The sequence below is a fragment of the Myroides odoratimimus genome, from assembly GCF_004337635.1.
GTDB classification, from domain to species: Bacteria; Bacteroidota; Bacteroidia; order Flavobacteriales; family Flavobacteriaceae; genus Flavobacterium; species Flavobacterium odoratimimum.
This window is the reverse complement of the sequence record NZ_CP037427.1, coordinates 3,607,572-3,633,835: the sequence shown is the minus strand read 5'-3', so window position 1 is coordinate 3,633,835 and position 26,264 is coordinate 3,607,572. Positions and strand designations below refer to the sequence as shown.

Annotated in this window: 26 protein-coding genes; 15 read left to right on the top strand and 11 right to left on the bottom strand. The window is 34.5% G+C overall.

Features of this window, described 5'->3' with window-relative positions; all coding sequences use genetic code 11:
• Positions 1-39: 39 nt before the first annotated feature.
• On the top strand, positions 40-423 hold the full coding sequence (locus E0Z07_RS16530; RefSeq protein WP_006264081.1) for a hypothetical protein: 384 nt from the start codon (positions 40-42) through the stop codon (positions 421-423).
• 68 nt (positions 424-491) lie between these two features.
• Here E0Z07_RS16530 and E0Z07_RS16525 read toward each other — a convergent pair whose 3' ends face one another.
• A complete protein-coding gene (locus E0Z07_RS16525; RefSeq protein ID WP_006264080.1) occupies positions 492-1,136 on the bottom strand; it encodes a suppressor of fused domain protein in 645 nt (214 codons plus the stop codon).
• Between the two features lie 204 nt (positions 1,137-1,340).
• On the opposite strand from E0Z07_RS16525, the gene bshA reads away from it, so the two are divergent.
• Positions 1,341-2,468, top strand: a complete 1,128-nt coding sequence (bshA, locus tag E0Z07_RS16520; protein ID WP_006258317.1) for an N-acetyl-alpha-D-glucosaminyl L-malate synthase BshA — start codon at positions 1,341-1,343, stop codon at positions 2,466-2,468.
• Between the two features lie 102 nt (positions 2,469-2,570).
• On the opposite strand, the gene E0Z07_RS16515 is transcribed toward bshA, so the two are convergent.
• Both E0Z07_RS16515 and E0Z07_RS16510 read right to left on the bottom strand, forming a co-directional pair.
• Positions 2,571-3,311: a hypothetical protein gene (locus E0Z07_RS16515; protein ID WP_006264079.1), complete on the bottom strand. Its 741-nt coding sequence runs from the start codon at positions 3,309-3,311 to the stop codon at positions 2,571-2,573.
• A gap of 261 nt (positions 3,312-3,572) precedes the next feature.
• Entirely contained in the window at positions 3,573-4,424 is an 852-nt protein-coding gene (locus E0Z07_RS16510; RefSeq protein ID WP_006258314.1) for an EamA family transporter, read from the bottom strand.
• Positions 4,425-4,793: 369 nt separating this feature from the next.
• Between E0Z07_RS16510 and E0Z07_RS16505 the strand changes: the two genes are divergently transcribed.
• From E0Z07_RS16505 to E0Z07_RS16485, 5 genes are all read left to right on the top strand, one after another.
• Positions 4,794-5,003, top strand: coding sequence for a DUF6140 family protein (locus E0Z07_RS16505; RefSeq protein WP_006258313.1), 210 nt, complete (start codon positions 4,794-4,796; stop codon positions 5,001-5,003).
• 691 nt (positions 5,004-5,694) lie between these two features.
• On the top strand, positions 5,695-6,495 hold the full coding sequence (locus E0Z07_RS16500) for a helix-turn-helix domain-containing protein (RefSeq protein ID WP_225581811.1): 801 nt from the start codon (positions 5,695-5,697) through the stop codon (positions 6,493-6,495).
• A gap of 88 nt (positions 6,496-6,583) precedes the next feature.
• On the top strand, positions 6,584-7,294 hold the full coding sequence (locus E0Z07_RS16495) for an ankyrin repeat domain-containing protein (RefSeq protein WP_131541010.1): 711 nt from the start codon (positions 6,584-6,586) through the stop codon (positions 7,292-7,294).
• A 44-nt stretch (positions 7,295-7,338) separates the two neighbouring features.
• Positions 7,339-8,685, top strand: a complete 1,347-nt coding sequence (locus tag E0Z07_RS16490; protein WP_131541009.1) for an amidohydrolase — start codon at positions 7,339-7,341, stop codon at positions 8,683-8,685.
• 353 nt (positions 8,686-9,038) lie between these two features.
• On the top strand, positions 9,039-10,265 hold the full coding sequence (locus E0Z07_RS16485) for an IS110 family RNA-guided transposase (RefSeq protein WP_131541008.1): 1,227 nt from the start codon (positions 9,039-9,041) through the stop codon (positions 10,263-10,265).
• 347 nt (positions 10,266-10,612) lie between these two features.
• Here the strand turns inward: E0Z07_RS16485 and E0Z07_RS16480 are convergent, their stop codons facing one another.
• From E0Z07_RS16480 to E0Z07_RS16465, 4 genes are all read right to left on the bottom strand, one after another.
• On the bottom strand, positions 10,613-10,957 hold the full coding sequence (locus tag E0Z07_RS16480; protein ID WP_006258306.1) for a DUF2853 family protein: 345 nt from the start codon (positions 10,955-10,957) through the stop codon (positions 10,613-10,615).
• Between the two features lie 67 nt (positions 10,958-11,024).
• Positions 11,025-12,680, bottom strand: coding sequence for a 2-succinyl-5-enolpyruvyl-6-hydroxy-3-cyclohexene-1-carboxylic-acid synthase (menD, locus tag E0Z07_RS16475; protein ID WP_131541007.1), 1,656 nt, complete (start codon positions 12,678-12,680; stop codon positions 11,025-11,027).
• A gap of 153 nt (positions 12,681-12,833) precedes the next feature.
• The gene (locus tag E0Z07_RS16470; protein WP_131541006.1) at positions 12,834-13,430 is read right to left on the bottom strand and encodes a glutathione peroxidase; all 597 of its coding nucleotides are present in this window, start codon (positions 13,428-13,430) and stop codon (positions 12,834-12,836) included.
• Positions 13,431-13,509: 79 nt separating this feature from the next.
• Complete coding sequence (locus tag E0Z07_RS16465) at positions 13,510-13,956, bottom strand: GNAT family N-acetyltransferase (protein WP_016649083.1); 447 nt, start codon at positions 13,954-13,956, stop codon at positions 13,510-13,512.
• A gap of 183 nt (positions 13,957-14,139) precedes the next feature.
• Here E0Z07_RS16465 and E0Z07_RS16460 point away from each other — a divergent pair, with 183 nt between their 5' ends.
• Positions 14,140-14,985: a prephenate dehydratase gene (locus E0Z07_RS16460; RefSeq protein WP_006261583.1), complete on the top strand. Its 846-nt coding sequence runs from the start codon at positions 14,140-14,142 to the stop codon at positions 14,983-14,985.
• 57 nt (positions 14,986-15,042) lie between these two features.
• Here E0Z07_RS16460 and E0Z07_RS16455 read toward each other — a convergent pair whose 3' ends face one another.
• A complete protein-coding gene (locus E0Z07_RS16455) occupies positions 15,043-15,627 on the bottom strand; it encodes an O-methyltransferase (RefSeq protein ID WP_073145076.1) in 585 nt (194 codons plus the stop codon).
• A 142-nt stretch (positions 15,628-15,769) separates the two neighbouring features.
• Between E0Z07_RS16455 and E0Z07_RS16450 the strand changes: the two genes are divergently transcribed.
• On the top strand, positions 15,770-17,692 hold the full coding sequence (locus E0Z07_RS16450) for an OmpA family protein (protein WP_131541005.1): 1,923 nt from the start codon (positions 15,770-15,772) through the stop codon (positions 17,690-17,692).
• Positions 17,693-18,700: 1,008 nt separating this feature from the next.
• Here the strand turns inward: E0Z07_RS16450 and E0Z07_RS16445 are convergent.
• The 3 genes from E0Z07_RS16445 to E0Z07_RS16435 all read right to left on the bottom strand — a co-directional run bounded on the left by E0Z07_RS16445 (position 18,701) and on the right by E0Z07_RS16435 (position 21,359).
• Positions 18,701-19,243 (bottom strand): NADPH-dependent FMN reductase, encoded by a 543-nt coding sequence (locus E0Z07_RS16445; RefSeq protein WP_006258299.1) that lies wholly within the window; start codon positions 19,241-19,243, stop codon positions 18,701-18,703.
• A 223-nt stretch (positions 19,244-19,466) separates the two neighbouring features.
• Positions 19,467-20,285, bottom strand: a complete 819-nt coding sequence (locus E0Z07_RS16440) for an META domain-containing protein (protein WP_006261579.1) — start codon at positions 20,283-20,285, stop codon at positions 19,467-19,469.
• 264 nt (positions 20,286-20,549) lie between these two features.
• Positions 20,550-21,359 carry a hypothetical protein gene (locus tag E0Z07_RS16435; RefSeq protein ID WP_131541004.1) on the bottom strand — a complete coding sequence of 270 codons (810 nt, stop codon included), beginning with the start codon at positions 21,357-21,359 and terminating at the stop codon, positions 20,550-20,552.
• 156 nt (positions 21,360-21,515) lie between these two features.
• Between E0Z07_RS16435 and pyrR the strand changes: the two genes are divergently transcribed.
• The 6 genes from pyrR to E0Z07_RS16410 all read left to right on the top strand — a co-directional run bounded on the left by pyrR (position 21,516) and on the right by E0Z07_RS16410 (position 26,256).
• Positions 21,516-22,064 (top strand): bifunctional pyr operon transcriptional regulator/uracil phosphoribosyltransferase PyrR, encoded by a 549-nt coding sequence (pyrR, locus tag E0Z07_RS16430; protein ID WP_006258292.1) that lies wholly within the window; start codon positions 21,516-21,518, stop codon positions 22,062-22,064.
• A gap of 27 nt (positions 22,065-22,091) precedes the next feature.
• Positions 22,092-23,018, top strand: coding sequence for an aspartate carbamoyltransferase catalytic subunit (locus tag E0Z07_RS16425; RefSeq protein WP_006258291.1), 927 nt, complete (start codon positions 22,092-22,094; stop codon positions 23,016-23,018).
• A 152-nt stretch (positions 23,019-23,170) separates the two neighbouring features.
• Positions 23,171-23,485: a hypothetical protein gene (locus tag E0Z07_RS18345; RefSeq protein WP_230486167.1), complete on the top strand. Its 315-nt coding sequence runs from the start codon at positions 23,171-23,173 to the stop codon at positions 23,483-23,485.
• Between the two features lie 33 nt (positions 23,486-23,518).
• A complete protein-coding gene (locus E0Z07_RS18340) occupies positions 23,519-24,106 on the top strand; it encodes a hypothetical protein (RefSeq protein ID WP_233445998.1) in 588 nt (195 codons plus the stop codon).
• A 799-nt stretch (positions 24,107-24,905) separates the two neighbouring features.
• The gene (locus E0Z07_RS16415) at positions 24,906-25,247 is read left to right on the top strand and encodes a hypothetical protein (RefSeq protein WP_006258288.1); all 342 of its coding nucleotides are present in this window, start codon (positions 24,906-24,908) and stop codon (positions 25,245-25,247) included.
• A 100-nt stretch (positions 25,248-25,347) separates the two neighbouring features.
• On the top strand, positions 25,348-26,256 hold the full coding sequence (locus E0Z07_RS16410) for a ribonuclease Z (protein WP_006258287.1): 909 nt from the start codon (positions 25,348-25,350) through the stop codon (positions 26,254-26,256).
• Positions 26,257-26,264 lie beyond the last annotated feature (8 nt).

Here is a 26,264-nt window from a genome sequence, read left to right as displayed (position 1 = left end):
ACAAAAACGATTTCACGGTTTCACAAAAAAACAAAAAACATGGATTTAGCAAAACAACAGGTAATAGACTTTCATATCAATATACAGACTTGGTTTAATGGTACAGCATCTAATAAAGAAGAGTTGTATCAAGCGATAGTAAGTACATTTGACCCTTCGTTTAAGATGACGAATGGAGACGGCAACTCGGTTAGTTATGATGCTTTTACACAATGGCTACCTACTGTATACGGTAAGTTTCCGACTAGACAAGTAGAAGTAAAAGAGTTAAAAGGTTACGCTACTTTTAGCCATATCATCGTAGAGTATATCGAAATACAACAGACAGAGGATATCAGAACAGAGAGAGAGTCCTCAGCAGTGTTTACCTTAAAAGAAGGTAAAGCGATGTGGTATAGCTTAGTGGAGCGTTGGGTTTTATAGGTTCTCGGTTCACAGTTTACGGTTTACAGTGAACCGTAAACTGTAAACCTTAAACTGTCCACCATTAACTACTTTCTATCTAAATCGACTATCAACATAGGATTATCTTGACGCAATTGTTCAAGTAGTTTCTCTGTCTCAGAAGTCTTAGGATTTTCTAGTAAGGCATCATATTCTTTCTGAGTAATACCAACCATCTGTAAGAAGTCTATACGTCCATTAGGAGACTCTAAAGAGCCTAGTTCTGGGTCTAGTGCAAAAGCGATGGCTACTAAATCAGTATCGTAATCTAAACGAATAGGGCTATTAGTAGGGATAAAATGAAACTCTTCAAACCATTTTCCTGAGTTAAATACATACTTAGCCAAGTTGTTCATAAGGTTCATCGCCCAATGAAAGTTTTCATCGCCTTGTTTTTTTAGACGCATCGTCAACTCAAAACCATATCCACTAAAGTCATTGTCTACAGCCTCGTCATTATAGTATAGGTCAGAGAATCCATAGGTAACAATATGGAAGTGGTCTGTCTGCTGATCACTATTATATACACTTAATCCATCTAGAGGATTTTCTCCACCTAAAGAGTAAGGTAATGCATTGCCGAAGTGCTGAGGTTCTTGCTCTCCATATTGTTTTGCTAAGTGATCAGAGATAGCATCCCATCCCACTGCATCTTCTTCATTGTATTTTTGTTGGTATTCTTCTTTTGTCATTTTATACTTTTTATGAGCGTTATTTTATGCGTCTTATAGCTTAGCAAAAATAGTGTTTTTGTTAAAATAATACAGATAAAAACGTTGTGTTACAGTGGTGTAGTGTTAAAAAAGACGGCATAGCACAAAGTTGAAAGTTAAAACAAGAGATGTTATTAATAATAGAATTATCTTTAAGGATTCTAAAAAACAAGCATTAATTATATGAAAATAGCCATCGTATGCTATCCAACCTTTGGGGGTAGTGGTGTAGTAGCCACAGAATTAGGGTTGGAATTAGCGAAAAGAAATCACGAAGTGCATTTTATTACTTATAGCCAACCAGTGCGTTTAGCCTTGCTAAATCCTAATATATTTTATCACGAAGTAAATGTTCCTGAGTATCCATTGTTCCATTATCAGCCTTATGAACTTGCCTTGTCAAGTAAATTAGTGGATATGGTGAAACTATTCAAGATCGATGTACTACATGTACACTATGCTATTCCTCATGCTTATGCAGGGTATATGGCGAAGCAGATGTTGAAAGAACAAGGGATTAATCTACCGATGATTACAACACTACATGGTACCGATATTACTTTAGTAGGAAATCACCCGAACTATAAGACTGCAGTGAGCTTTAGCATCAATAATTCTGATTATGTGACTTCTGTATCTCAATCTTTAAAAGAATCTACGCACTGCCTGTTTGGTACTGAAAAGGAGATTCATGTCATTCCTAACTTTATAGAGGTAAAAGAATTAGACTGTGAAGACACACCGTGTAAGCGTAGTGCTATGGCTGGTAAAGATGAGGTGATCGTAACGCATATCAGTAACTTCAGAAAGGTGAAACGCATCGAAGATGTAGTCTCTATCTTTTATGGAATCCAAAAAGAGAGACCTGCTAAACTGATGTTAGTAGGGGACGGGCCTGAGAAAGAGCGTGCAGAACGCCAAGCATTAGAATTGGGAATCTATGATAAGATTATCTTCTTTGGGAATAGTAATGAGATAGAGCATATCTTGTCTTATTCTGATCTATTCTTATTGCCATCAGAGACAGAGAGCTTCGGTCTAGCAGCCTTAGAAGCAATGGCGATGGGAGTACCTGTTATCTCTAGTAATACGGGAGGTCTTCCTGAGGTGAATGAGCATGGTGTATCAGGATATCTTAGTAATGTAGGAGATGTAGAGGATATGGTAGCGAATGCATTGAAGATCGTAAAAGATCAAGATACGCTATGTGGTTTTAAAGAACGCGCAAGAGAAGTAGCGAAGAAATTCAGTATAGATAAGGTCGTACCTCTATACGAAGATATTTATCGTGCTGCGATAGAGAAGAAGTAAGAATACTTTAAATAGAAAAGGGAGCCAAGTGATTGACTCCCTTTTATTTGCTGTGTATTTTGGTATCATCTTCTTTATCAGTAAACCAAAGTACAAATACCTCTATTTAGCATAGATAACCATACTAGGGTTATATTCTTTTGTATTATATAAAGTTAACCTTTGTGCAGTATTATTGATAGGGTAAAAGAACTGTATATCTGCTACTAAAAGCTCAAATTTTTCATCCGTATCAATACAATTACACAACCAGTCAGTTTCGTTTACAATAGAATCATGTATCGAAAATTCTATATTTAGCTCTCTAAGTGGTCCTTCTTTGGATAAGTCGTTGTCAGGGTGTATCGCAAAGGCTCTAATGCGCAGGAGTGCATCTGTACAACCTTTTGGGAAGACCACTTGTTCTTTTGGAATAAAAGAAGGTACCCGTACTTGCAGTACTTCTTTGTCTGTGTGTTGTACAATAATTCTTTCGAGGAAAGTTTCTTTAAACAAAACTTTTCTATTGAACTCAAAACCTTCAAGTGCTTTACAATTGACCGAAAAAATCGACCTTTGTTTAAAATCAATCTTATCCTCCTGGTGCATGATACTCATGAGTTGCCCTAAAAAACGAGAATGCATATAGCTCTCATGTCTTTTGTTTAAATGAATCTCGATTACCTGTCGAATAAAGGAAGAGTTATGAGATACACTTCGCATTAATTTTGCATTGTGGTTTTTTGATTTGTCTTGTTTTGAACGATTAGGCCTTGTTTGCAATATCTGCTTGCCTCTGTGTTCTTTTCCATAAATAGGTCCTATTATACCTACTAGGAGTTTTTTGGAATTAATTCTAGCCATAATGTTGTTGGTTTTAATAGTTGATATTAAGTGTTTTATATCAAAAATCGAGCCGAATGTTCAGCATCTGATGGTAGAATTATAGCATAGTGATCGCATTCTTTTATAGCTTAATTATGTGACCACTATGCGATAAGTATCCGATAGGTATGCAATCAGTGCCATTAAAAAGTAATGCTTATCTATTTGTTTAAAAATGCATCTGTATAAAAAAGGGTTATTCTAATCATGAGAATAACCCTTTTTAGGATATATAAATAACTAAGCTTCTTTTTTAGTGCTAAATATAGTAGAGCCTACACTCGCAGTGATCACACAGGCTATAGAGATCCACTGTGTCAAGGTGAGGTGCTCTTTTAAGAATAGAAGACCTGACATGGCTGCAAAGGCAGGCTGTAAACTAGTAAGGATACTGAATGTCTTAGCGGGTAACTTCTTTAGTGCAACTAAATCTAGAGAGAATGGTAAGGCACTAGATAGAATAGCTACTAATGCTCCAAGTCCTAGACTACTCCAGGTCAACTTCTCTAGTCCTCCCATAAATAAGGCTACAGGGACTACGATAAACGTGGCGAATACAAGACCTACTGATACTGCATGGTTTGTATTCATCTCTTTAGAGACTTTACTTCCCATCACGATATAACACGCCCAAAACACACCTGCTGTAGCGGCTAATCCTAGTCCTATAATATCTACATTGTTAGTCTGCCATGGAACGATCAATAAGATTCCTGCACAAGCAAATAAAGCCCATACGATATCTAATACTTTTCGAGATAAGAATAGCGCTAGAAATAAAGGCCCTATAAACTCTATCGTTACTCCTAGTCCTAATGGGATGCGCTGTATAGCGAGATAGAAGATCATATTCATCAGGGCAATAGAACCTCCAAATAGCCCACAGTACAACCATTCTTTTTTAGAGAACTTCGAAATCTTCGGACGATTAATAATATTAAGGAATATAGCTGATATGCCTATTCTCAAAGCGGTCGTTCCGGTAGCTCCAACTACAGGAAATAATTGCTTGGCTACAGATGCTCCCCCTTGTACACACATCATAGAGGTCAGGGCAGCAGCAACTGAAGATGCTGTAGTGTTTTTTTTCATTTATAATGGTTAGGTAGTAGAGGCTTGTATGATGTAGTATATCTAGGTTAGTAGGTATAATACTTCATATAGCGAACTTGTCTTAAGGTTAATCTCCAAAGCTATGATAATTTCTAAAACTATCAAATAGAAGAACAAGTACTTATTTGAATGGAGTTAATAAGGAACAATACTCACCTATTGAAAGGAGTAGATAGGGATAGAATTACATAAGGTGATTTTCGATATAAAATATTTTTATTGGGTGAATATGAGCTTTTTTTGAGTGAATGAATATTTGAATTTTCTCACTCAAAAAAAATGGGGTTTGGCACTTTATTGTTATGATACATAGTGTGTTAGAATTAACTTAGATTTAAAATTAGAGCTATGGCAAGATATAAAGCTACGGTGATACGCACGTATAATAATGAGCAAGTTTACCTCGAAAAAGGGATGAGTGTTGATTTTGTGTCATTTGCACATCCTTGGTTAGACAATGGCAAGGTGGTACAAGAGGCGTTTAGACGAGTATATGGTATTGATTTCTCTAAAGGCGGCGGTTGTAGCCCTGCCTTTATAGAAGTGGTGGAGGTTTAGTGTAAAGGTGAATGATAACTTATTTAGATAAAAGATGAAAAATAGAATATATTTAAAACGACTCCCACTTAGCGATATTTCGTAGCAAGGAAGCTGGTTTTAGAGAATAATAAGTAGATGTTTTAGAGCAAAAAGTACTTTAAAATTTGGTAGTTCAATATATAATTGTTTTCTTTGGCCTCGGTAATAGATTAAAAAAGAGCTCTTTTGAGCTGTATTTGATTGGTTATGAGAGGGAGATAGGAGCAGGGAACCAAAAATATGAAATTACCATTCTTAAGTTAGAATAATTAATTCATCTACTAAATTAATATCACAGTTAAAGCCTATCCTTATAAAGGATGGGCTTTTCTTTTTATACATGAGATTTGAAATGTTAATTTATAGGATTAGAATAAACGAAAGAGGGAGGCTTATATTGGCTTTTTATAGGTTGATAGATTGCTGAAATGATATTCTTATAAAGGAATGATAATAATTACAGTTGTTTTATTGTGTAAATAATTCTCAATGTGTGAACTTTGTGATGTTTTAACTAAAAATAGTTTAACATGAATTTGAATTGAATTATTTTTAGCGACTATAAATGTCACTTGAATTAATATACCATACAAAATACGTGAATAGAAATACTAAAATTCAGACACTTTCCACTTCCACCATTTTAGGGGAAGATACCTGGGATATAACTTTGTTCAAACATATTGAGAAAGGTAGAAATGATTTGTTGTCCCCACACAAGCATGATTTCTACTTTATTTTCTTCGTTGAAAAAGGAGGAGGATACCACGATATTGATTTTGAAAGAGTAGACGTAGTAGATTACCAAGTGTTTTTCTTGAGACCCCAGCAAGTGCACTATTGGTTATTGGAGAATCATACTGTTGGATTTCAACTGATGTTCTCACCTACTATCTTACAATCTCTGAATACGACTTATAGTCCTTTAGCTTATTTTCAATTAGGAGCACCGAATCAGATGTTGCTAACGAAGGAGAGCTTTGAGAAGTATAAGGCAGATTTAGAGGAGTTAGAAGGACGATTAGCTAAGAATCAGATTATTGACCGAGAGATCGCTCTATTGTCGTTTCATTTATTGCTAAAACACTTACACAAGGATTATGTAGACTATCATGAGGGAGTGAATCCTCATAGTATAGATAAGAACATACTCCAGTTCGAAGAGTTATTAGAAGTACACTTTAAAGAACAAAGTAGTGTGGCATTCTATGCTGAGCAATTAAAGATCACTCCGAATTATTTAAATATTCTTTGTAAAAAGGTATTGGGAACTAATGCGGGATCATTAATTCAGAATAGACTATTGCTAGAAGCAAAGAGATTATTGACTACAACGAATATTTCGATTAAGGAAATCGCCTTTTCGTTGTCTTTTAATGATACGAGCTATTTTAATAATTTCTTTAAAAAACAATTGGGAGTAACACCTGGTGAGTTTAGATCGAGTTATAAAAATTCTAATAATCTATAAAAATATTACAACTTCCTTCCTATCAGTACTTCTATCTTTGTATTAGTAGTTATAAGTAACGAACTTAACCTATTAAAAACCAATAGATATGAAAATGAGAAGAAGAGTAGCTATATTACTTTTTATTGGCTTTATCGGAGGTGCGGCTATGGCTTGTAACTCGTCAGATGAAAGTTCAACCCATTCAAATGAAGTAGTAGATATGAAGGAAGTATCATTATTTACCGCGATTAAGAATAATAACCTTACTGCTGTGAAACAGCTTCTTGAAAGTAAGGTAGATATAGAACAGCGCAACGAAAAAGGAGAGACTCCTCTGATGTATGCTGTATATCAAAATCGCAATGCTATCGCAAAGATTTTAATGCAAGCAGGGGCAAATGTCAATGCCCAAGACAAGGTTCTTAATAGCCCTTTCTTATATGCAGGAGCAGAAGGTAATTTAGAAATAGTGCAAGAGGCGTTAAAATACGGTGCAGACTTTACTGTGTTTAACCGTTATAATGGTAGTGCACTTATACCTGCGGCAGAAAAAGGTCATTTAGAAGTAGTAAAATTACTGGTTAACTATCCCAATTATCCTATCGATCATGTTAATAGACTAGGCTGGACAGTGCTTATGGAAGCTATAGTCCTTAGCAATGGCGGTGCTGTACATACTAGTATCGTAGATGAATTAATTAAGGGGGGTGTGAATGTGAATATTCCTGACGCTGATGGAATAACTCCATTACAACATGCTCAAAAGAGAAATTATACAGGAATGGTGAAGTTGTTAAAAGCAGCTGGTGCTAAATAAACTGTATATTCGATAGGTGTATAACAATAATAGGAAACAACAACATGATAAATAGAAAGCAATTTCTAGGATTAACAGCGGCGGCAGCTGGTGGATTATTTATTCCATCAGTAGGCTCGTCAGCGAAAGCAAGTACTGAAAGAAGTTCTGTTAAGGCAAATGTGTTCATTCTGCGCAATGTCTTATTAGAAACTGGCTTTGAGTATAATGATAGAGGGGAAGTGTGGCGTACTAAGACAGCCTTATTTGATATACGCATTGCCAATGGAGTTATTGTTTCTATTGATAAGGTAGGAATGTCCGATACATCAGGTATTATCAGTGTAGATATGGATGGATTATTGATGTTGCCAGGATTTAGAGATATGCATATTCATATCGATAAAACGTTCTATGGAGAGCGCTGGTATGGTGATCCTAAACCTGGTCGATCTGTTAAAGATATGATCGATCTGGAAAGAAGAATATTACCTAATCTATTAGTTAAGTCAGTAGAAAAAGCGGAGATGGCGATAGACTTAATGAATAGTCAAGGAACTTATTTTGCAAGGTGTCAGACTAATATAGACCCGACTAGTGGACTGAAGAGCTTAGAGAATCTAAAAATAGCACTAGAGAATAAAAAAGAGGTGATGGGGAGTGAGATAGTTGCTTTTCCTCAGCATGGTATTTTATATTCTGATAGTGAAGCTCTGCTAAGAGAATCGGCTCAACTAGGGGTGGATTATATTGGAGGGCTTGACCCAACTACGGTAGATGGGAATATGGAAAAGTCTTTAGATATCATGATTCAAATCGCTTTAGATTATGACAAAGGAATAGATATCCATCTTCATGAAGGAGCTAAAACAGGTATTCCTGCTATCCAATATATTTTAAAACAAGTAGAAGTTAATAAAGCGTTACAAGGACGTACTTATATCAGTCATGGCTTCGCTCTAGGGCAGTCAGATGCTAAGGAATTAGAGGAGTTGTGTACACAGATGAGTACTAATGGAGTAGGAGTGATCTCTACTGTACCACTAGGGCGCTCTATGATGCCTATACCTACATTCTATAAGCATAAGGTAAGTGTGATGACGGGTACAGATAGTATTATAGATCACTGGCAACCATTTGGGAACTGCGATATGTTAGAAAAAGCAAAGCACTGTGCCGAACTTTATGGGTGGACAGATGAATTAAGACTGAGCCGTGCTTTACAAATAGCAACTAAAGATCAGGTGCTACCACTGAATGAAGCAGGAGATCGCCAATGGCCAAAAGTAGGAGATTCAGCAGACCTTGTTTTCGTGAAGGCTAGTTGTTCTGCGGAGGCAGTGGCTCGTACTCCAGAGAGAGAGGCTACTTTCTACAAAGGAAAGAGAGTGTACTCAAGAAAAACTGTTTAGTAATCTAAACAACAAGAACGTTTTTTCATACCCAATTTTATATTTTTTTTTAAACATCAAAGACATTGCATTTATAGAGACCTGATATGGAAAGCCCAAAAATAACAGAAGGAAGTAGTATTTTCTAAAGTTTACTCCTAAAGGTTGATATACTTGTATAAGCGTAAATGTTTTTGGAAGTACCCCCATTAGAGACTTGTCATTAGATGAGTCTCTAATTTTTTAGTGATGAGCATAAAAACACACATGATATCGGGTATCACCAACAGCCATTAAAGTCATAAGCGTATCAAACCAAAAAGGTTATCGCTTAAAACGATATCTTAGTACCAATAAATCAAAATATACGACCTATGGCTGTCAATGGATTACCCTTTATCTTAGACCGTGGTTGTGGATTAGATGTTCACAAAGACACAGTCGTAGCTACCATTAAAGGTAGTGATTTTGAAACAGAAACAAGAACATTCTTAACTTTTACAGATGATCTTTATGAATTAGTAGCATGGTTACAGAGTTACTCCATAACAGAGGTTGCAATGGAGAGTACTGGAGTTTATTGGCGTCCTGTCTATTGCATCTTAGAAGATTATTGCCATGTTATTCTTGTTAACGCTCGCCATATCAAAAATGTTCCTGGACAGAAAACAGACAAAAAAGATAGTGAGTGGATTTGTAAATTATTACTCTCTGGTTTACTTAAAGGTAGTTTTATACCTGAACAAGAAATACGAGAATTAAGAGAACTATATAGACACAGAAGAAAACTTGTTTCTTCTCGTACAGCCGAGAAAAACAGACTGCAAAATGTATTAGAGTCTGCTAATATAAAATTACGTAGTGTAGTTAGTGATGTATTTGGAGTAAGTGCAATGCAAATGATTCAAGCTATCATTCAAGGACAAACAGATCCAGAAATATTAGCAAATTTGGCAAAAGGTTCTTTAAGAAATAAGCGAGTAGAGTTAGTCAAGGCTTTAAAAGGAAATGTAACCAAGCATCATATTTTTATGCTTAATCTCATACTAGAATCCATTAATAATATCAACTTACAAATAGCACAATTAGAAGCTCAAATGGAACAGTATAGATTTAGTATGCAAAAAGATGTAGAATTACTGGAAACTATTCCTGGGATATCAAGACAATTAGCTTTAAGTGTACTAGGCGAAATTGGTAATGATATGTCTTACTTTTCAGACCATCAAAATTTAAGTTCTTGGGCAGGAGTATGCCCTGGTAATAATGAAAGTGCAGGTAAAAAGTATTCTACAAGAATAACACAAGGCAATAAATATCTTAAAGCCTCTTTAGTTGAAGCTGCTTGGGTTGCAATACGATCCAAAGACAATCCCATATTTGCAGTAAAACATTATCATATTTCTAATCGTAGAGGAAAGAAAAAGGCCACTATCGCTATAGCTCATAAATTACTAATCGCAATATATCATGTACTAAGAGATAAAGAACCATATCAATTACACACTCAAGACAAAAAAATACTAGAACATAGAAGAATTAAAAAAATAGAGAGATTTCAATTAGAAATAGAAAAACTTAAAAATATACATATACAATAATCTAATTTATCAAGCTTTAATTATATAGTGAGAGAGAAAAACTAAACGTCTTGAATATATTAAGATCGTCCTTTTTTTGGTGGTTAAACTCCCCGAGATAAAAACTGATATCAGACGCTAAGAACCAACAGTTGATGCCTTTGAGCTCGTAGAAAAAATTATACTCCTTATTTTAAGCATTGATCTTTTAATCTATCGTAATATGTAAATATCTTAATAAAGGCCTTTTATACATTAGGCTTAATACTTTATTGTCTGATGATTAATAATACCTATAGACTTTCAGAAAAAAAAGGAACAGTCACAGAACTGCTCCTTTTAAAGTACATTAATATATTTACGTTATATTATTTCTTGTAAACACTTTCTTTTTTGAAGTGAACAGTCAATAAGTAATAAACTACAGCTCTGTATTTATTTCTATTTGATTGACCATATTTATCCATAACAGCTTGGATACCTTTATCTAACTCTGGTCCATCTTTAAGACCTAACTTTTTAATTAAAAAGTTGTTTTTAACTGTAGCTAACTCAGACTCTGAAGAACCAGCAACGGTAGAAGAATCTTGGTTATAAATAGATGGCCCGCATCCGATAGTTACAGCAGTTAATAAATCCATATTAGCTGTTACACCACACTTATCTTTTAAATCAGCAGCGTACTTTTGAATTAATTCGTCTCTTTTACTCATAATTTTCTTTTTTATTGAGTACAAGATACATAAAATTTCAATACGCAAGCATTAATCGCTGTTAAAATTACATATTGCGAAAATAGTTGCTCAGTACAGTATTATTAACCTCAGTAGGAGTGAATACTTCTAGAATAGCAGGACCGTTATTATCTTCAAAAAACAATTGACATTGCTGTTCTAGTTCTTCTTTGTTAGTCGCTGTTTGATATTTAAAATTATACATCTTTGCCAAGTGCTCAGCTGTGTGATGATGGCTTGTCTCAAAGTAAGTATTAAATACAGGTGTTTCTTTATGTCCTGGCAAGATTCTGAAAATACCACCACCACCATTGTTTAGCAATAGTATTTTAAAGTCTTTAGGAATATAGTTATTCCACAGTCCATTACTATCATAAAGAAAACCGATATCCCCTGTGATTAATAAGGTAGGCTTTTGGGTAGCTACAGCAGCCCCTATAGCCGTAGAAGTACTTCCATCTATTCCGCTAGTACCTCTGTTACAATAAACAGGGTTAGAAGCGTCTATTTTGATTAATTGAGCATAGCGTATTGCTGAGCTATTACTGATTTGCAATTGGGTTCCTTTTGGCAATTTAGCAAATAAGGTTTCGAACACACTTAGATCACTAAACGGTATCGTCTTTAAATATGCCTCATGCTTAGCTAGTCTAGTTGTGACAATGCTCTGCATCCAAGAGTAATAGTTAGATGTAGTATAGTGTTCTACGTTTTCTTTAATGGTTTGGAAGAAGTTCTCAGGTGTATCTAATACGGCTTTGTTAAGCGCATTATAAGTATCATAATGTCTTAGGGTATCAATATGCCAATGTTGAGTAGGTTTATACTTACGCAAGAATACTTTGATTCTCTTACTGATTACCATTCCTCCAAAAGTAATCAATAGATCAGGCTGAAAGGCTAAGAAATCTTCTTCAGAGAATGTGGTAATGATGCGATCTATATGTTCTACGCAGTGAGGGTGGTGCAGGTTAGAGGTAGTCTCTGTCATGATAATAACAGAAGGATCATTCGCTAACCAATTTATGATCTCCTGACTTAGTGCATCAGGTGTATTAACACCTACAAGGATCAACTTCTTAGTTGCCTCTTTATAACTATCTATATATTGATCAAACTCTTTGAATTGAAGAGGTAGCGTCTCTAGGTTGATGATAGTAGGAGTAACTGTAAGTTCCTCTACAGTATTGTATAGCGGCTCTTCAAAAGGAGCATTGATATGCACAGGGCCTTTTTGGGCTATCGCTGTATTAATGGCATTGTTAATTAGAATATCATTTTCATTACTCGCCTCTTCTGTTAGATTAGCATTGTACACGATATGATTCTCATATACATTGCGCTGTCTGATGGTCTGACCATCTCCTATATCAATCTTAGAGGTAGGTCTATCTGCAGAGATAATAACCATCGGTATCTGACTATAGAAGGCTTCTGCTACAGCTGGATAATAGTTAAGAAGAGCTGATCCAGACGTACAGACTAAGGCAATAGGGAACGCTGTCTGTTGGGCAATTCCCATACCGAAGAAGGCTGCACAGCGCTCATCTGCGAGACTGTAACACGTAAAAAAAGGATCACTAGCAAAGCCTATTGTTAATGGGGCATTGCGTGATCCTGGTGATATGATTATATGTTGAATATTCTTTGCTTTACAAATTTCAATAATACTTTGCGCTAGTTCTATTTGTGGATAGTTCATAATTTAAAAGTAAAACCCAAAGATACGAACAAACCCATTGTATTAAACCTCAAATCCGCAGAAAACATTTAATCGCTAATTGAAGCTATGTAAAGTAGAATTAATTCGCAGTAAATGGTAGCTGAGGATTTAAGGTTAAATATGTAAAGTGACTTATTTTGCCTTAATCCAAGCTTTGATTTCTGGGTCATCTGGTAGTGTTCTAGGGTTGATTACTTTCACTAAATGACCAGTTTCGTTTATTAAGTACTTTTGGAAATTCCACTGTACTTCACTGTCTTCTAATCCATTCTTAGACTTTTTAGTTAAGAACTCATATATCGGTGCAATATCATCTCCTTTTACAGATATCTTATTCATCATTGGGAATGATACACCATAATTCTGCTCACAGAAAGTAGCGATTTCTTCATTGCTACCTGGTTCTTGAGATCCAAAGTTGTTCGCAGGGAAACCAACGATTACAAAGTTGTCTCCTCCGAATTCGTTATACATATTCTGAAGTTGTTTATACTGAGGTGTAAGACCGCATTCAGAAGCAGTGTTCACAATCATGATTTTCTTTCCTTTTAAGGAAGCAAAGTCAAACTCTTCTCCATAAAGGTCAGTAACCTTAAATTGGTAAATTGTTTTTTTGTCTTTTGGGGTTTGTGTCATAATGCTTTTATTGGTATTAATATTAGTATGGTGTGTGTTTGCAAAAATGGGTGTAATGGCTAAGATAGCCGCCATAACGAATAACTTTTTCATAATGATGTGAGTTTTATTGAGGTGAAATTACAAAACTGTTTTTAATTCCCTACTTGTTTTAACGCTTAATTTGTTTTCTTTAGTATTTTAAACGCATCACATAGAGGTCTAAACCTTTTGCCCAATAATCTTCTTGAGTTTCTATCACTTCAAAATTGTGTTTTTCAAAAAAACGGTACACCACCTGAGAGGTACGCACTTGTATTGTTTTGATTCTATGATCAGGCTTTAGGAGGTTTAATCTGTGTTTTAAGAGTAGAGAACCTGCACCTTTTCGATGATAATCAGGATGTAAGAATCCCCAACTCAATGAAGCAAATTCCTTCTCGAAGTTTCTGTTAATACCTGCAGCACCTATAATCTTGTCATTGTCTAAGGCTACATAGTAGAGGTCTAGATACTGATCTAGGTATAGCGCTAGGTCATCTACTTCTTCTTGCGCAAAATAAGTAGGGACATTGAGTTGAAGGATATCGAGTAAGATTTGCTTGTCTTCTTGTTGATAAGGTCTGATTGTTATACTCATATGTTTAGTAATTAGTTGCTTTAAAGTGTAATTAGTGTGATTAATTTAAATCTAATAGGGATTAATAAGCTAAAAGTAATAAAAACTTAAAATATGGAGGATAAAAACTGCTTATTATAAGTATAAACTACTAACTTTGATAGTTTGCCAATTTTGCAATTATTAAAGCCAAAAACATATTTTATGAAATCAGTAGTCATTCAAGGAATCAAAGGATCTTTCCACCATGAAGCAGTTGGGAAGTTCTTTGGTTCAGAAGAAGTAGAGATAGTGGATAGTCCTACTTTTAATTCGTTAGTAAAACAGTTAGTCAATAAAGAAGTAGATTATGGCATGATGGCGATAGAGAACTCTATTGCAGGATCTATATTACCTAATTACTCGTTGTTAACTAAGAATGACTTGTATATTTGGGGAGAGATTGCTCTTCCTATTAGACATAATTTACTAGCCTTAAAAGGACAGACATTAGCGGATATTACAGAGGTGCGTACACACCCTATGGCCTTATTACAATGCGAGAACTTCTTAGATCAATATACTGATTGGAAGCGTCTAGCGATGGATGATACGGCTACATGCGCTAGAAATATTCAAGAGAAACAGTATAAAGGTGTTGCATCTATCGGATCTACATTAGCCGCAGAGATGTATGATCTAGAGATCTTAGCAGAGAATATCCATGACGTGTATGATAACTATACACGATTTTTCTTGTTAAGTAGAGAGCCTAAGAAAGTAGAAGGGTTTAATAAAGCTTCACTATATTTTTATACAGATCACCAAAAAGGAAGTCTAAATAGAGTATTAGAGATACTAGCTTCTCATGATTTAAACTTGAGTAAGATACAGTCTGTGCCTCTGTCAGGAAGTGTGTTCCAGTACTCATTCCACGCAGGTGTTGTTTTAGTCAATGAAGATTATGACAAGTATTATAAGGCGATGGAAGAAGTAACTAAGGCTACTCGATACTTAAAGGTATTAGGAGAGTATAAACAAGATAAATTAGTCATACCAGACCACCAATAGCTACAATTTTAGTAGTATAAGTAAAAAAGCGTGAATGAGATTATTCACGCTTTTTCTTTACTGCTTAGAAACTAATAACAATCCTGCTCCGATAGGGAGGATGACTTTCTTAAACTTATTCTCATCTATTCCATTGATAAACTCTTCTACTTCTGCTTCATGTGAGATTACATTATCTACTACCAATAGACTAGATTCAGTCTGATCTAATAGACGTTCTAGATTTTTCCAATATCCTGTATAATAACTTCTCTCTGCATCTAATAAGATAAGATCAAAATCAAGATTAGTATCAGCTAGATATTCTCCTGCGTCATAGGTTAGCAATTCCACATAAGACTGTAGGTTAAATTGTTTTAGGTTTTCAAATGCCTTATTTGTACGTTCCCTTTCGATATCTATAGAGATGATTTCTCCTTGATGGTGAGATACAGCTTCGGCTAACCATATTGTTGAAAACCCATTAGAAGTACCTAGTTCCAGTATTCTCTTAGCTTGTTTTGTTTTAACTAATAGCGAAAGGAACTCTGCAGACTCAGGTTCTATATTGCGCCATTTATCTAATCGGTCTGTTTTTTGAGCATCTTCTTTTTTAAAAGTGTCATAAAGAGCTAAGAATGCTTTTTTTAATTCAATATTCATATTGAAGGGATTTTTATCTGATTCTGAACAACTAATTTACAGAATATACGTTAGTATAGTAAGTAATTAAAGTAGTATTTTTGAGTAATAAATAGTTAAAATAGAGTACATTTATCTCTATTGGTCTATATAACAGAATAGTATGAGAATTTTTTTGATGGTTTTACTGTGTAGTTTAAGTATAACTGTACAAGCAAAAAAGAAACCAAGCTTAAAACGAGCAGACAAATATTATAAGAATACCGAGTATGCTAAGGCGGCTGACGAATATAAAAGACTTATATTAGGACGTCGTACAGCTGATTATATTTATTTGCAATTAGCAGATTGTTATGATAGGTTAAATCAAGATATTGAAGCATCTAGGTATTATGGTAAAGCAATTGCTCAAAACGACTCTACACTTAAGCCAGATATTTATTATAAATATGCTAAAGTGATGGAGAAGAATGGGCGTTATGAAGCAGCCAAAGATATGATGCAACAATTCGTTCGTAGAGCACCTCAAGATGCTAGAGCAAAAGACTTTCTAGCCAAACCAGATGCACATAAGGACTTAGTTGACAGATATCCTACTTATATGTTTCAGGAGTCAGGCCTTAATCATTTAGAATATGACGATTTTGGAGCATGGTTAAATCCTGGTGATACGTTGTACTTCGCGTCAAATAGAACAAAGCACGAAAAGAAAATACCTAGAAAGATATTTGAAGTAAGAGATAAATGGCAACGCAAGCCTAACTATGATCTTTATACTGCTGAGTTTAAGGGAAAAGATGAACCTATAAAAGGCGTAACGCGTATTAAAGGGCGTGTCAACAGAAGGTTTAATGATGGACCTAGTGTGATCTCTGCTAATGGACAACGTATTTATTTCGCTTCAGAAGCCTATAGAAACAGGAAGTTTAGAAAGAATGATAACGTTAAGCATAGAGATCATTTAATGAGTCTATTCTACGCTAAAAAGAAGAAAAAGAAGTGGAAGAGAGTAAAGCCACTGCGCTTTACCCGTGCAGGCTTTATGTATACGAGCCCAGCATTATCGCCTGATGGCAAATTCTTATACTTTGCCTCTAATATGCCAGGAAGTTATGGAGAATTAGATATTTGGCGTGTAGCCGTATTAGAAGATGATGAGTTCGGAAAACCAGAGAACCTTGGGCCTGTGATTAACTCAGGTACTCGTAATGATTATCCTTTCGTTTCGTCAGATAATAAGTTATACTTTAGTTCTGATCGATGGGGAGGATATGGAGGAATGGATGTGTATGTATCAGATTTAAATAATTTATCTAATGCACCTACTAATCTTGGAGAGCCTATTAACACAGCTAAGAACGATTTCGCTTTTAGTTTTTATCCCGATAAGAATATGGGATTATTCTCTTCTGATAGAATAGGTCGTACAGATATATATAAGGCATTTCCACTGTGCTTTGTAGAGTTTAGAACTATGCTTAAAAACAAGAGCTTTAATACTCCTGTAGCTGATGCTAAAGTAGAGTTTATCAATACTAGGCGCAGAGTAGAAGATCATGGCGTATCTAGTAGAAGTGGGATGGCTAGAGGAGAAGTGAAGTGTAGCGAGACTTATAAGATTAAGGTCTCTCACCCAGATTATTTAGATGAAATCATAGATATCACAGTCAATGCTGAAGAAGGAGTACAGGAGATAGACGTATTCTTAAGGCCTCTAGAAGAACTCGTAATAGGGAAAGACAAAATCGAATTAGGAGATATCCAATTTGCCTTTAATCAGACCGAAATTACAGAGAATAGTAAGATAGAATTAGATAAGCTAGTAAAAGTGATGAAGCGCTACCCTAGTATGCGAGTTAAAATTAACTCACACTCTGACAGTAAAGGAAATCCAGCTTATAACTTAAAATTATCTAATGATAGAGCGAAGGCTACACTTGACTATATTGTATCACAAGGTATAGAAAGTAGTAGGTTAGAATCTCAGGGATATGGATCACAAGAGCTAAAAGTAAAATGTGAACCATGTAGTGAATGGGAAGACGCACAGAATAGACGATCAGAGTTTATTATCCTTCAGAGATAATACCTCAGTGTAAAAATAGTAAAGGCAGTGAGAGAACTCACGGCCTTTTTCTATTAATAGAACTCTTTATTTATCATAAAAACGGAATGTAATGAACTTTATTCTTATTTATCAGATGATTTAGTTGTTGTATTTAGCTAATAAAGGTTATTATATTAAGTTAATTAATTGTTAAATAACATTTGTGCTCTTATCACCATTAGCAATTTAAGAAAAATTAGAAGTAGAATGTATAGACTGTTTATTATAGAATAAGTCAATAGTGTTTTTGTAGATTAGTTATTAGATGAGTAGTATGTTAACTATTTTGCTTGTTAAATGTGAAGAGATGTAGGGTGGTAGAGACAAGTGCTAGTTTAATGATTTTATGAGGAGTGAACTTATTATGGTTATTATCTACATTAGGTGATTGAGGTAAAAAAGCCAGTATTTACAGGGGTTTGTATAGTATAAAAACATGTTTACATTTGCTCAGTACAAAAAACATAACAACAAAATAGTTGATACATAATGATTGGTTAAACAAGTTTTATAGATAGCTCTTTTATTGTTTTAACAATAATTTTTTCATAGTTAAAAGGAGTGTCAACTCTAGCCAAGTTAGCTTCAGTTTAATTGATTTGTATTATGTTTCAAGGAGCCTTTATCGTGTTTTCGTCATCTCCATATCGATTAGAATATGGTTATAAAGACTGAGAAAGACTCTTATAATTTTCATTCCCTCCTAAGCTTAGTTTTTTTAAAAATATTGCTTGTGAAAAAGAACTTGAATTGAGTTTAAGGAGGGATTGTTTTAATAATTTGATTAAAAGTGAGTGTTAATTAAGAAAGGATTTAGTGAAATCCAAATAAGGTGTTTTTCAAAAATTGTTTTATAGGGAATGAGAGGTAGAGATGCCTCTCTTTTTCTTACGTAGCACTTAAATACAGAAATACCAACCACCAAAAATTATTGTTGTTCTGATAGTAACAAAAAAGCCTATTGAGTATTCAAATAGGCTTTTTGTTTTATCGCGTTTGACTCTCTATTAGAAGGTCGGTTAACATTGACATTTTCTTTTTGTAGACTTCTGAGATATCATTGTCTTCATATAAGTCAGAGTTGCTAATCGGGATAGAATAAGGCAAAGACCATGCTCTAAGTGCTTTTGCGATATTGTCTAGAGCTTGTATACCTTGCATAGCTTGGTTACCAGCTGACCAACATGTAAATCCTACTATTTTATTTGTCAAATAAGCAGGGTGGTCTTTAGCTGTTATTTCTAACCAATCGATAGCATTCTTCATTACTCCAGTAAGGCTACCATGGTAGAGTGGAGTAAGCCAAATCATCACATCTGCTTCTCTAAAAGCATCTGTAAAGGTCATTACGTCTGCTGGGACGTTATCCATTAATTTAGCTTGAAATATAGGAATTTGAAAATCTGATAAGTGAACCTGTCGAACTTCAATATTAGAATTTATGAACTGATCTGCATAATACTGTGCAATGCGTCGCGATGTACGGAATGCTTCTTCGTCTAAAGAACCATTAAAAATTAAAGCTTTCATAAAACTAAATTGTTATTAATCCACTAAGGTAAAGAATTTATCAATTGTAAAGCGTTTATAAGCTTATCTTAATTTTTATTTAACCCTCATTAGAAAGCTGAGAATATTGAGCCTGTATTCTGTTTAGGTTGATTTATAGTTAGTTGTATAAAAAAAACCTGTGAAGTATAATTTCACAGGTTTTAGATATTTTCATGACTGTATTCTGTTACAGTCTTGTGTTTTATAAAGAGTTTTTCTTTGCTAAGTCAAACTTCATAATCACCTTATTGTTTTGTAAGATATTTAGAGTCTGATCTGTAATTTCGAATGGGTAAGTAGAATTGTCAAAGTATTTTAAGAACTCGTCTTTGCTACTGTTACCACATGATTTAGTAGTATCCGATTGAAGTTCAAACAAAGTGACTGTACTCGTTTTTGTATTAATAGCAAATGGAGCTTCGAATAAAGCACATCCGTTATTTCCTTTCACTAAGTAATTGTGAAAGTCAAAAGTAATCCATTGTCTATAAGGTCTTTTTTCACCACCATCTAGCTCTACTAGTTTCCAGTCATAACGACGTACATCTTTAGCTACTTTATCTAACTTCTCATCAGCGAATACGTACTCGATTCTATCTTTAGTCATTAGGTATAATAAACCTTCTTTTTCATTAAAGGTAATTGTACCATTAGAAATACGCTTTAAGAACTTGTTCTCATCATACTTAACGTCTGTAGCACATTCTTTGTTCGTTTTAGAATCAAAACGAGTCGTCAGATGTGTACCTTTTGAGTTAACAGAAGTTTTCGTTACAGGAATTTCAAACACATTACACCCAGCAAATCCAGTGATAGTAGATCCATATTCACGATTAAGCATGATATGTTTATCTGTAGGAGTTAGTGTTCCAGGTTTGCTATTGTCTTGTAATACCCATCTCACATTCCATATACCATCTGGTGCTAATGGATGTCTTTCTTGAGAATCGAAAAAACCTTGTTGTGCAAAAGTTACTAAGCTTGTTAAACAAAGAAATAAACTAGTAGCATATTTTTTCAAAATAAATATTAAAATAATTCTAAATATACATTATACATTTACCTTCTTTTTGTTAACTAAATTTTTATAATATATTGATTTATATGTGTTTAGTTTTTTAAGAAGTATCTGTAAATGATTGCGAAAAGATAGTAATTCCTATTTAATAACACAATTTATAAGAGATATATTATTGATAACTTAATATAAATCAATATGTGGTATAGATAATAAGGAGTTGTATTTCTTTTTTTACGTATTTTAAAAGATTATGGAGATTGTGTTTTACTCTTTAGGCATGAAACCAAACATGAGTACTAACTTTTCGTCTTGATAGAAATTTAGTGTTTGTTCAGCGATATCATAGCGATATGTTTTATCTGTGAAGTATCTCCCGTATCTCTCTTTTGTTTTACGACTTGCTCTATTTTTAGCATTATAAGGAATTTCGAAACTTTTGAAATAAAAAGTATCTTGATCAAAATAGAAATCAAACTTCACCTCAAAAGGGATATTATCTATCGTACCTGTCATGGTTTTGTTTTCAAAATCAAAAGAAGTAATCATCTTAGGTAGATTATCTGAATCTCGATTTAAAGCAATTAGTCCCCAGTTAAATCTAGAGGCGAACTTACACATACGGTCAAATGCTGTGTTATAGAACACATATTTAGTCTCTGTACCTTTTTTAAGCATTAAGACATCCGTTGTACTACTCACAGTGATAGCACTAGACTCTAAAACGCGAAAGAACTCTAAGTCGTCTTGTGTCCAATTAACTGTTGTAGGAGTAGATAAGAATTCTGTTTTATCAGTTAGTAAGACATATTCTGTAACGTTATCTTTGATTTGCTGAGCAGGTATTCTAGCGTAGATTGTTTTCTTCTGATCTTGATTAATTGGTTTGTTAGCTAATGCTATTTCTAGAGCACCATCAGCCCATTGCAGGATTAGATTTTTTTCTTTGTCCTGTATGACCCACTGTTCTTTTTGTATCTGTCCCTTTGTTAAGGGAAGAGGATCCTCTATCTTCTGAGCATGCAGCGCTAGAGATAGGGTTAAGGTAATGAATAGTATGAATTTAGACTTGATCATGAGCAATAGATTTTTTAATCTTTATCCAAAGATATTAATATGATTTAGAAAGCATCCTTTGATTAGCTACATTTTTTTAGAAGATATATGTTTAATAAATTGGTGACAAATGATATTTAATTGTAAATTTACCTCCCAAACACAACTCTTTTATATATGAATCCAAAAGTATTACTTACTTCAAAAGAGATTGATATCATTCTACACCGTTTGGCTTGTCAATTAGTAGAAAAACATCTTGATTTTTCTAATACCCTTCTTATTGGTATTCAACCACGTGGTAAATTTTTAGCAGAACGCATTAAAAGCATCCTTAAGACTGAATATGGTATATCTAAAGTGCCTTTAGGTTTTTTAGACATTACTTTCTTTAGAGATGACTTTAGAAGACATCAAAAAACTCTTGAAGCGAATAAAACACAAATAGACTTCTTAGTAGAAGATAAGAAAGTCGTATTTATAGATGATGTGCTTTATACAGGACGTAGTATACGTGCCGCATTGACGGCAATACAGTCTTTTGGCCGTCCAGCAGAGATAGAACTATTGGTCTTAATAGATCGCCGTTTTAGTCGTCACTTACCGATACAGCCTGATTATAGAGGAAGACAAGTAGATGCCTTTGACGAGGAGACTATCCGTGTACATTGGTCTGAACATGAACAGGAAGATGTAGTCTTTCTAGAAGAAACTGAAAAAAACTAACTACCTAAATCTACTCATAGAAGTACAATGAAAGAATTAAGCGTAAATCACCTTTTAGGAATTAAGTATATCAATAAGCATGATATTGATTTAATTTTCGAAACAGCTGATCACTTTAAGGAAGTAATTAATCGTCCGATTAAGAAAGTTCCTTCTCTACGAGATATTACCATAGCAAATATCTTCTTTGAAAACAGTACTCGTACTAAACTATCTTTCGAATTAGCACAAAAGCGTTTATCTGCAGATGTAATTAGTTTTTCTGCTGCTCAGTCTTCAGTGAAGAAAGGAGAAACACTAATCGATACAGTTAATAATATCTTAGCCATGAAGGTAGATATGGTAGTGATGCGTCACAGTGATGCAGGAGCTGCTCATTTCTTATCTAAGAACGTAAGCGCAAGTATCATTAATGCAGGAGATGGAGCACATGAGCACCCTACACAGGCGTTATTAGACAGTTATTCTATTCGCGAAAAGTTAGGGGATGTAGCAGGGAAGAAGGTTGTGATCGTAGGAGATATTCTACATTCACGTGTAGCATTGTCTAATATCTTTGCTTTGCAGATGCAAGGGGCTGAGGTTAGAGTATGTGGGCCTAAGACCTTAATCCCTAAGTATATCGAGAGTTTAGGAGTAAAGGTAGAGTCTAATCTAAGAAAAGCTCTAGAATGGTGTGATATAGCGAATATGCTTCGCGTTCAGAATGAGCGTTTAGACTTTAGCTATTTCCCTAATACGAGAGAGTATTCTCAACAGTTTGGGTTGACTAAAGAGATCTTAGATTCATTAGATAAAGAAATCGTAGTCATGCACCCAGGGCCTATTAACAGAGGAGTAGAGATTACTTCTGATGTAGCTGATTCACAGCAGTCAGTGATCTTAGACCAGGTAGAGAATGGAGTAGCAGTACGTATGGCTGTAACCTATCTATTAGCTTCAAAAATTAAATAATTCAAGCCAGCCTTTTGTTGGCTTATTTTATATCTATAGAACACCTAATACAGCACAATATTCCTTGTGCTGTATTAGGTGTTTTTTTATAGTTCATTCCTTGATAAGCGTATTATAGGTATCTTTAACCAATGAATATCAATATGTACTTCATGAAAAACCACATCCTAACGATTACGCTATTACTTCTGTCTACAGTTATGCATGCTCAGAAGATAGAACAAGTCTTTTTAGATAAAGAGGATAAGACCAAAAACTATTATACAAAAATCTATCCTTCTCATTTGCCTTGGAAGGGGTATTTAGTCTTAATACCAGGCTTTGGAGAGAGTGCAGAGAAGGTGATGTTAGAAACAGATCTACCATTATTAGCTGCCAAGAGTGGTATGCTAGTGATTATCTCATGTCTGCAAGATGGAGTACTTTCGTTTGGAGTAGATAAGACGAGTCAGAGTACATTAGGTTAAATTATAGAAGATATCAGAAGTAAGCACAAGCTTATGGATCAGCGTTTTTTCATAGGAGGGTTTTCGATAGGAGGGTTTTCGATAGGAGGAAGTACGGCTATTAAGTACGCACAAGAGACCATAACGAAGCCGCATGCTGTGTTTGCTATTGATCCTCCTTTAGACTTCGAACGCTTTTATAACTCTAGTCAGCGCGAGATAAGATTATCAGGTGTAGACAATGCTAGTGAAGAGAGTGTCTATATGATAGATAAAATAGAAGAAGTGATGGGAGGTACTCCTGCTACTGCACTAGAAGCCTTTTATAGTACATCTCCCTATTCATTCACGGATCCTAATCAGACTGCAGTGAAGAAGTTCGGACAACTTCCTTTGAGAATTTATACAGAGCCAGATGTAAACTGGTGGATACATGAGAGAAGTGAGGATCTGACCAGTATGAATGCGACAGAAAGCTCTGCTTTTATCAATGAATTAAGGCGCTTAGGAAATGAGCAGGCAACGCTTATCACTACGGCAAATAAAGGATACTGCATGAATACTCAGTTGCGTCATCCACATTCTTGGACGATCGTGAATACTCAAGAATTGATCCAATGGTTATTAGCAAGCGATAAGTAGAGGGAAGAGATCACAGCTGTACTGCCTTAGTTCATAAATATTGTCTAGTAATCATATTGTAGTTTACAACAGTCTATATCACCTTATGCCGTTATGCCAGTGACGCTTACTTTATAATTCTTAATTATTTTTGTATCTTTGTGCTGTATTTTGCTTCAAATCAGAATCCTATCTGAATGCTTTTTGAACCTAAAAAAGAAGCAAATTCACCTTCCTTAGAATCTTTAAAAAGTACCATTTTTTAAAGGTTAGAATAATCTCATTTTGCGTTTAGTATTTAATTTCTATTTGAATTAATACTGCCTTGCATCTCAGTGTTTTGGGGCTAATATGCAGTTTGTTTTTGTATTTGTTCGGGGCTTGTTCGGAAAAAGCCCTGTTTTTCCGAACCTCTTCCGAAGGACTCCCGAACAAAGCTCGCATAAAACTTGTGTATCCCTTTTTATCATTGGGTTTGTAGCGTTGTTCGGTAATTGCCGAACCATTGTTTTTACAGGATTTTATGGTTCGTTTTGAGAAGAGTAAAAAATACTATTTATTCATTGTTTTGATTTAAGAGAATTATGTAAATCAAATAATTTGCTTTCTGGGTATAAATGTATTGTGTTGGATGTAATGTAATATGTCCCTACGATTGCGGATGTTGATTGTGGATATGTATTGTGTTGGATGTATGTAATATGTCCTATCATCAGTGTGACATAGATTGCGGATGCGTATTTCCATAATATTTTTACTCTACTATATGATAGTATTTATATTCGTTTTATATTCGCTTAATCAAATTAAGGCGTATATAATGAAAGTAAAAGAAAAAGGGCATACCCTTATTATAACGAGTGACGAGGGAGATATAGTAACGTTTCTTAAAAAATTAGAAGAGCAGTATGAGCATAGTCTTGTACATTCTAATTTAATAATAGATTTAACGAAGGCTAAATATACTGTATCCGAAGAGGATATAGATGAGTTTGGGGCTCTAGCGATACAACATATGGAGGAAGCTAATAAGTCTTTTATTATAGTTATAGAATCAATTGACTTTAATGAATTTGATGGAGATTTGATTATTGCTCCGACTTTACAGGAAGCACATGATTTGATAGAAATGGATGAAATCCAAAGAGACTTAGGGTTTTAGATAAAAATATACAAAAGGCTTAAATTACTTTAAGCCTTTTATTTTGACTTAGCTTGTCGTTTTTGTAAATTACAAGCTCAAAAATTAAAACAAGACAATATTGAAACTTATTATATTAGGCTGTTATGCAGCAACACCAAGAACGATAACTAACCCTACATCTCAAGTTTTAGAGATGGGAGGACATATGTTTTTAATCGATGCTGGTGAAGGAACTCAAGTACAATTAAGACGTCATAAGTTGAAGTTCCAACGTATCAATCATATTTTTATTTCCCATTTGCACGGGGATCACTTTTATGGATTGATAGGGTTAATCTCAACGTATATGTTGTTAAACAGAACTTCTGATTTGCATATTTATGGACCTAAGGGCATAAAGGAAGTGACTTTGTTGCAGCTGAGATTGTCTAATTCTTATTCTGGATATAAACTATTCTTTCATGAACAGACTAGTAAAGAGAGTAGAGTTGTATTTGAAGATGATAAGGTTATTGTGCGTACTATACCATTAGATCACCGTGTGTACACTAATGGATATCTTTTTGAGACTAAGCCTGGAGATAGAAAGTTGCGCATAGGAGCTATAGAAGATTTAGGTATTGATAGATGTTATTATCAGAAGATTAAAAGTGGTGGTAATATCACATTAGATGACGGTACTGTAGTGGATAATAAGGATATTACTTATGATCCAGAGCCTACAGAGAGTTACGCTTTTTGTTCAGATACTTATTATTCAGAGGCCATAGTACCTATCATTAAAGATGTAGATGTATTATACCATGAGAGTACTTTCTTAGACAGTGAAGAGCATTATACAGAACGAACGAAACACTGTACTGCTAAGCAGGCAGCAAGTATTGCAAAGCTAGCGAATGCGAAGACTTTAATACTTGGACATTATTCTACGAGATATAATGATATTACCTTGTTTAAGAAAGAAGCAGAGACTGTGTTTAGTGGTAAAATACTGAATGGAGACGATGGTAAAGTGTTTGACTTATAATAGATTTA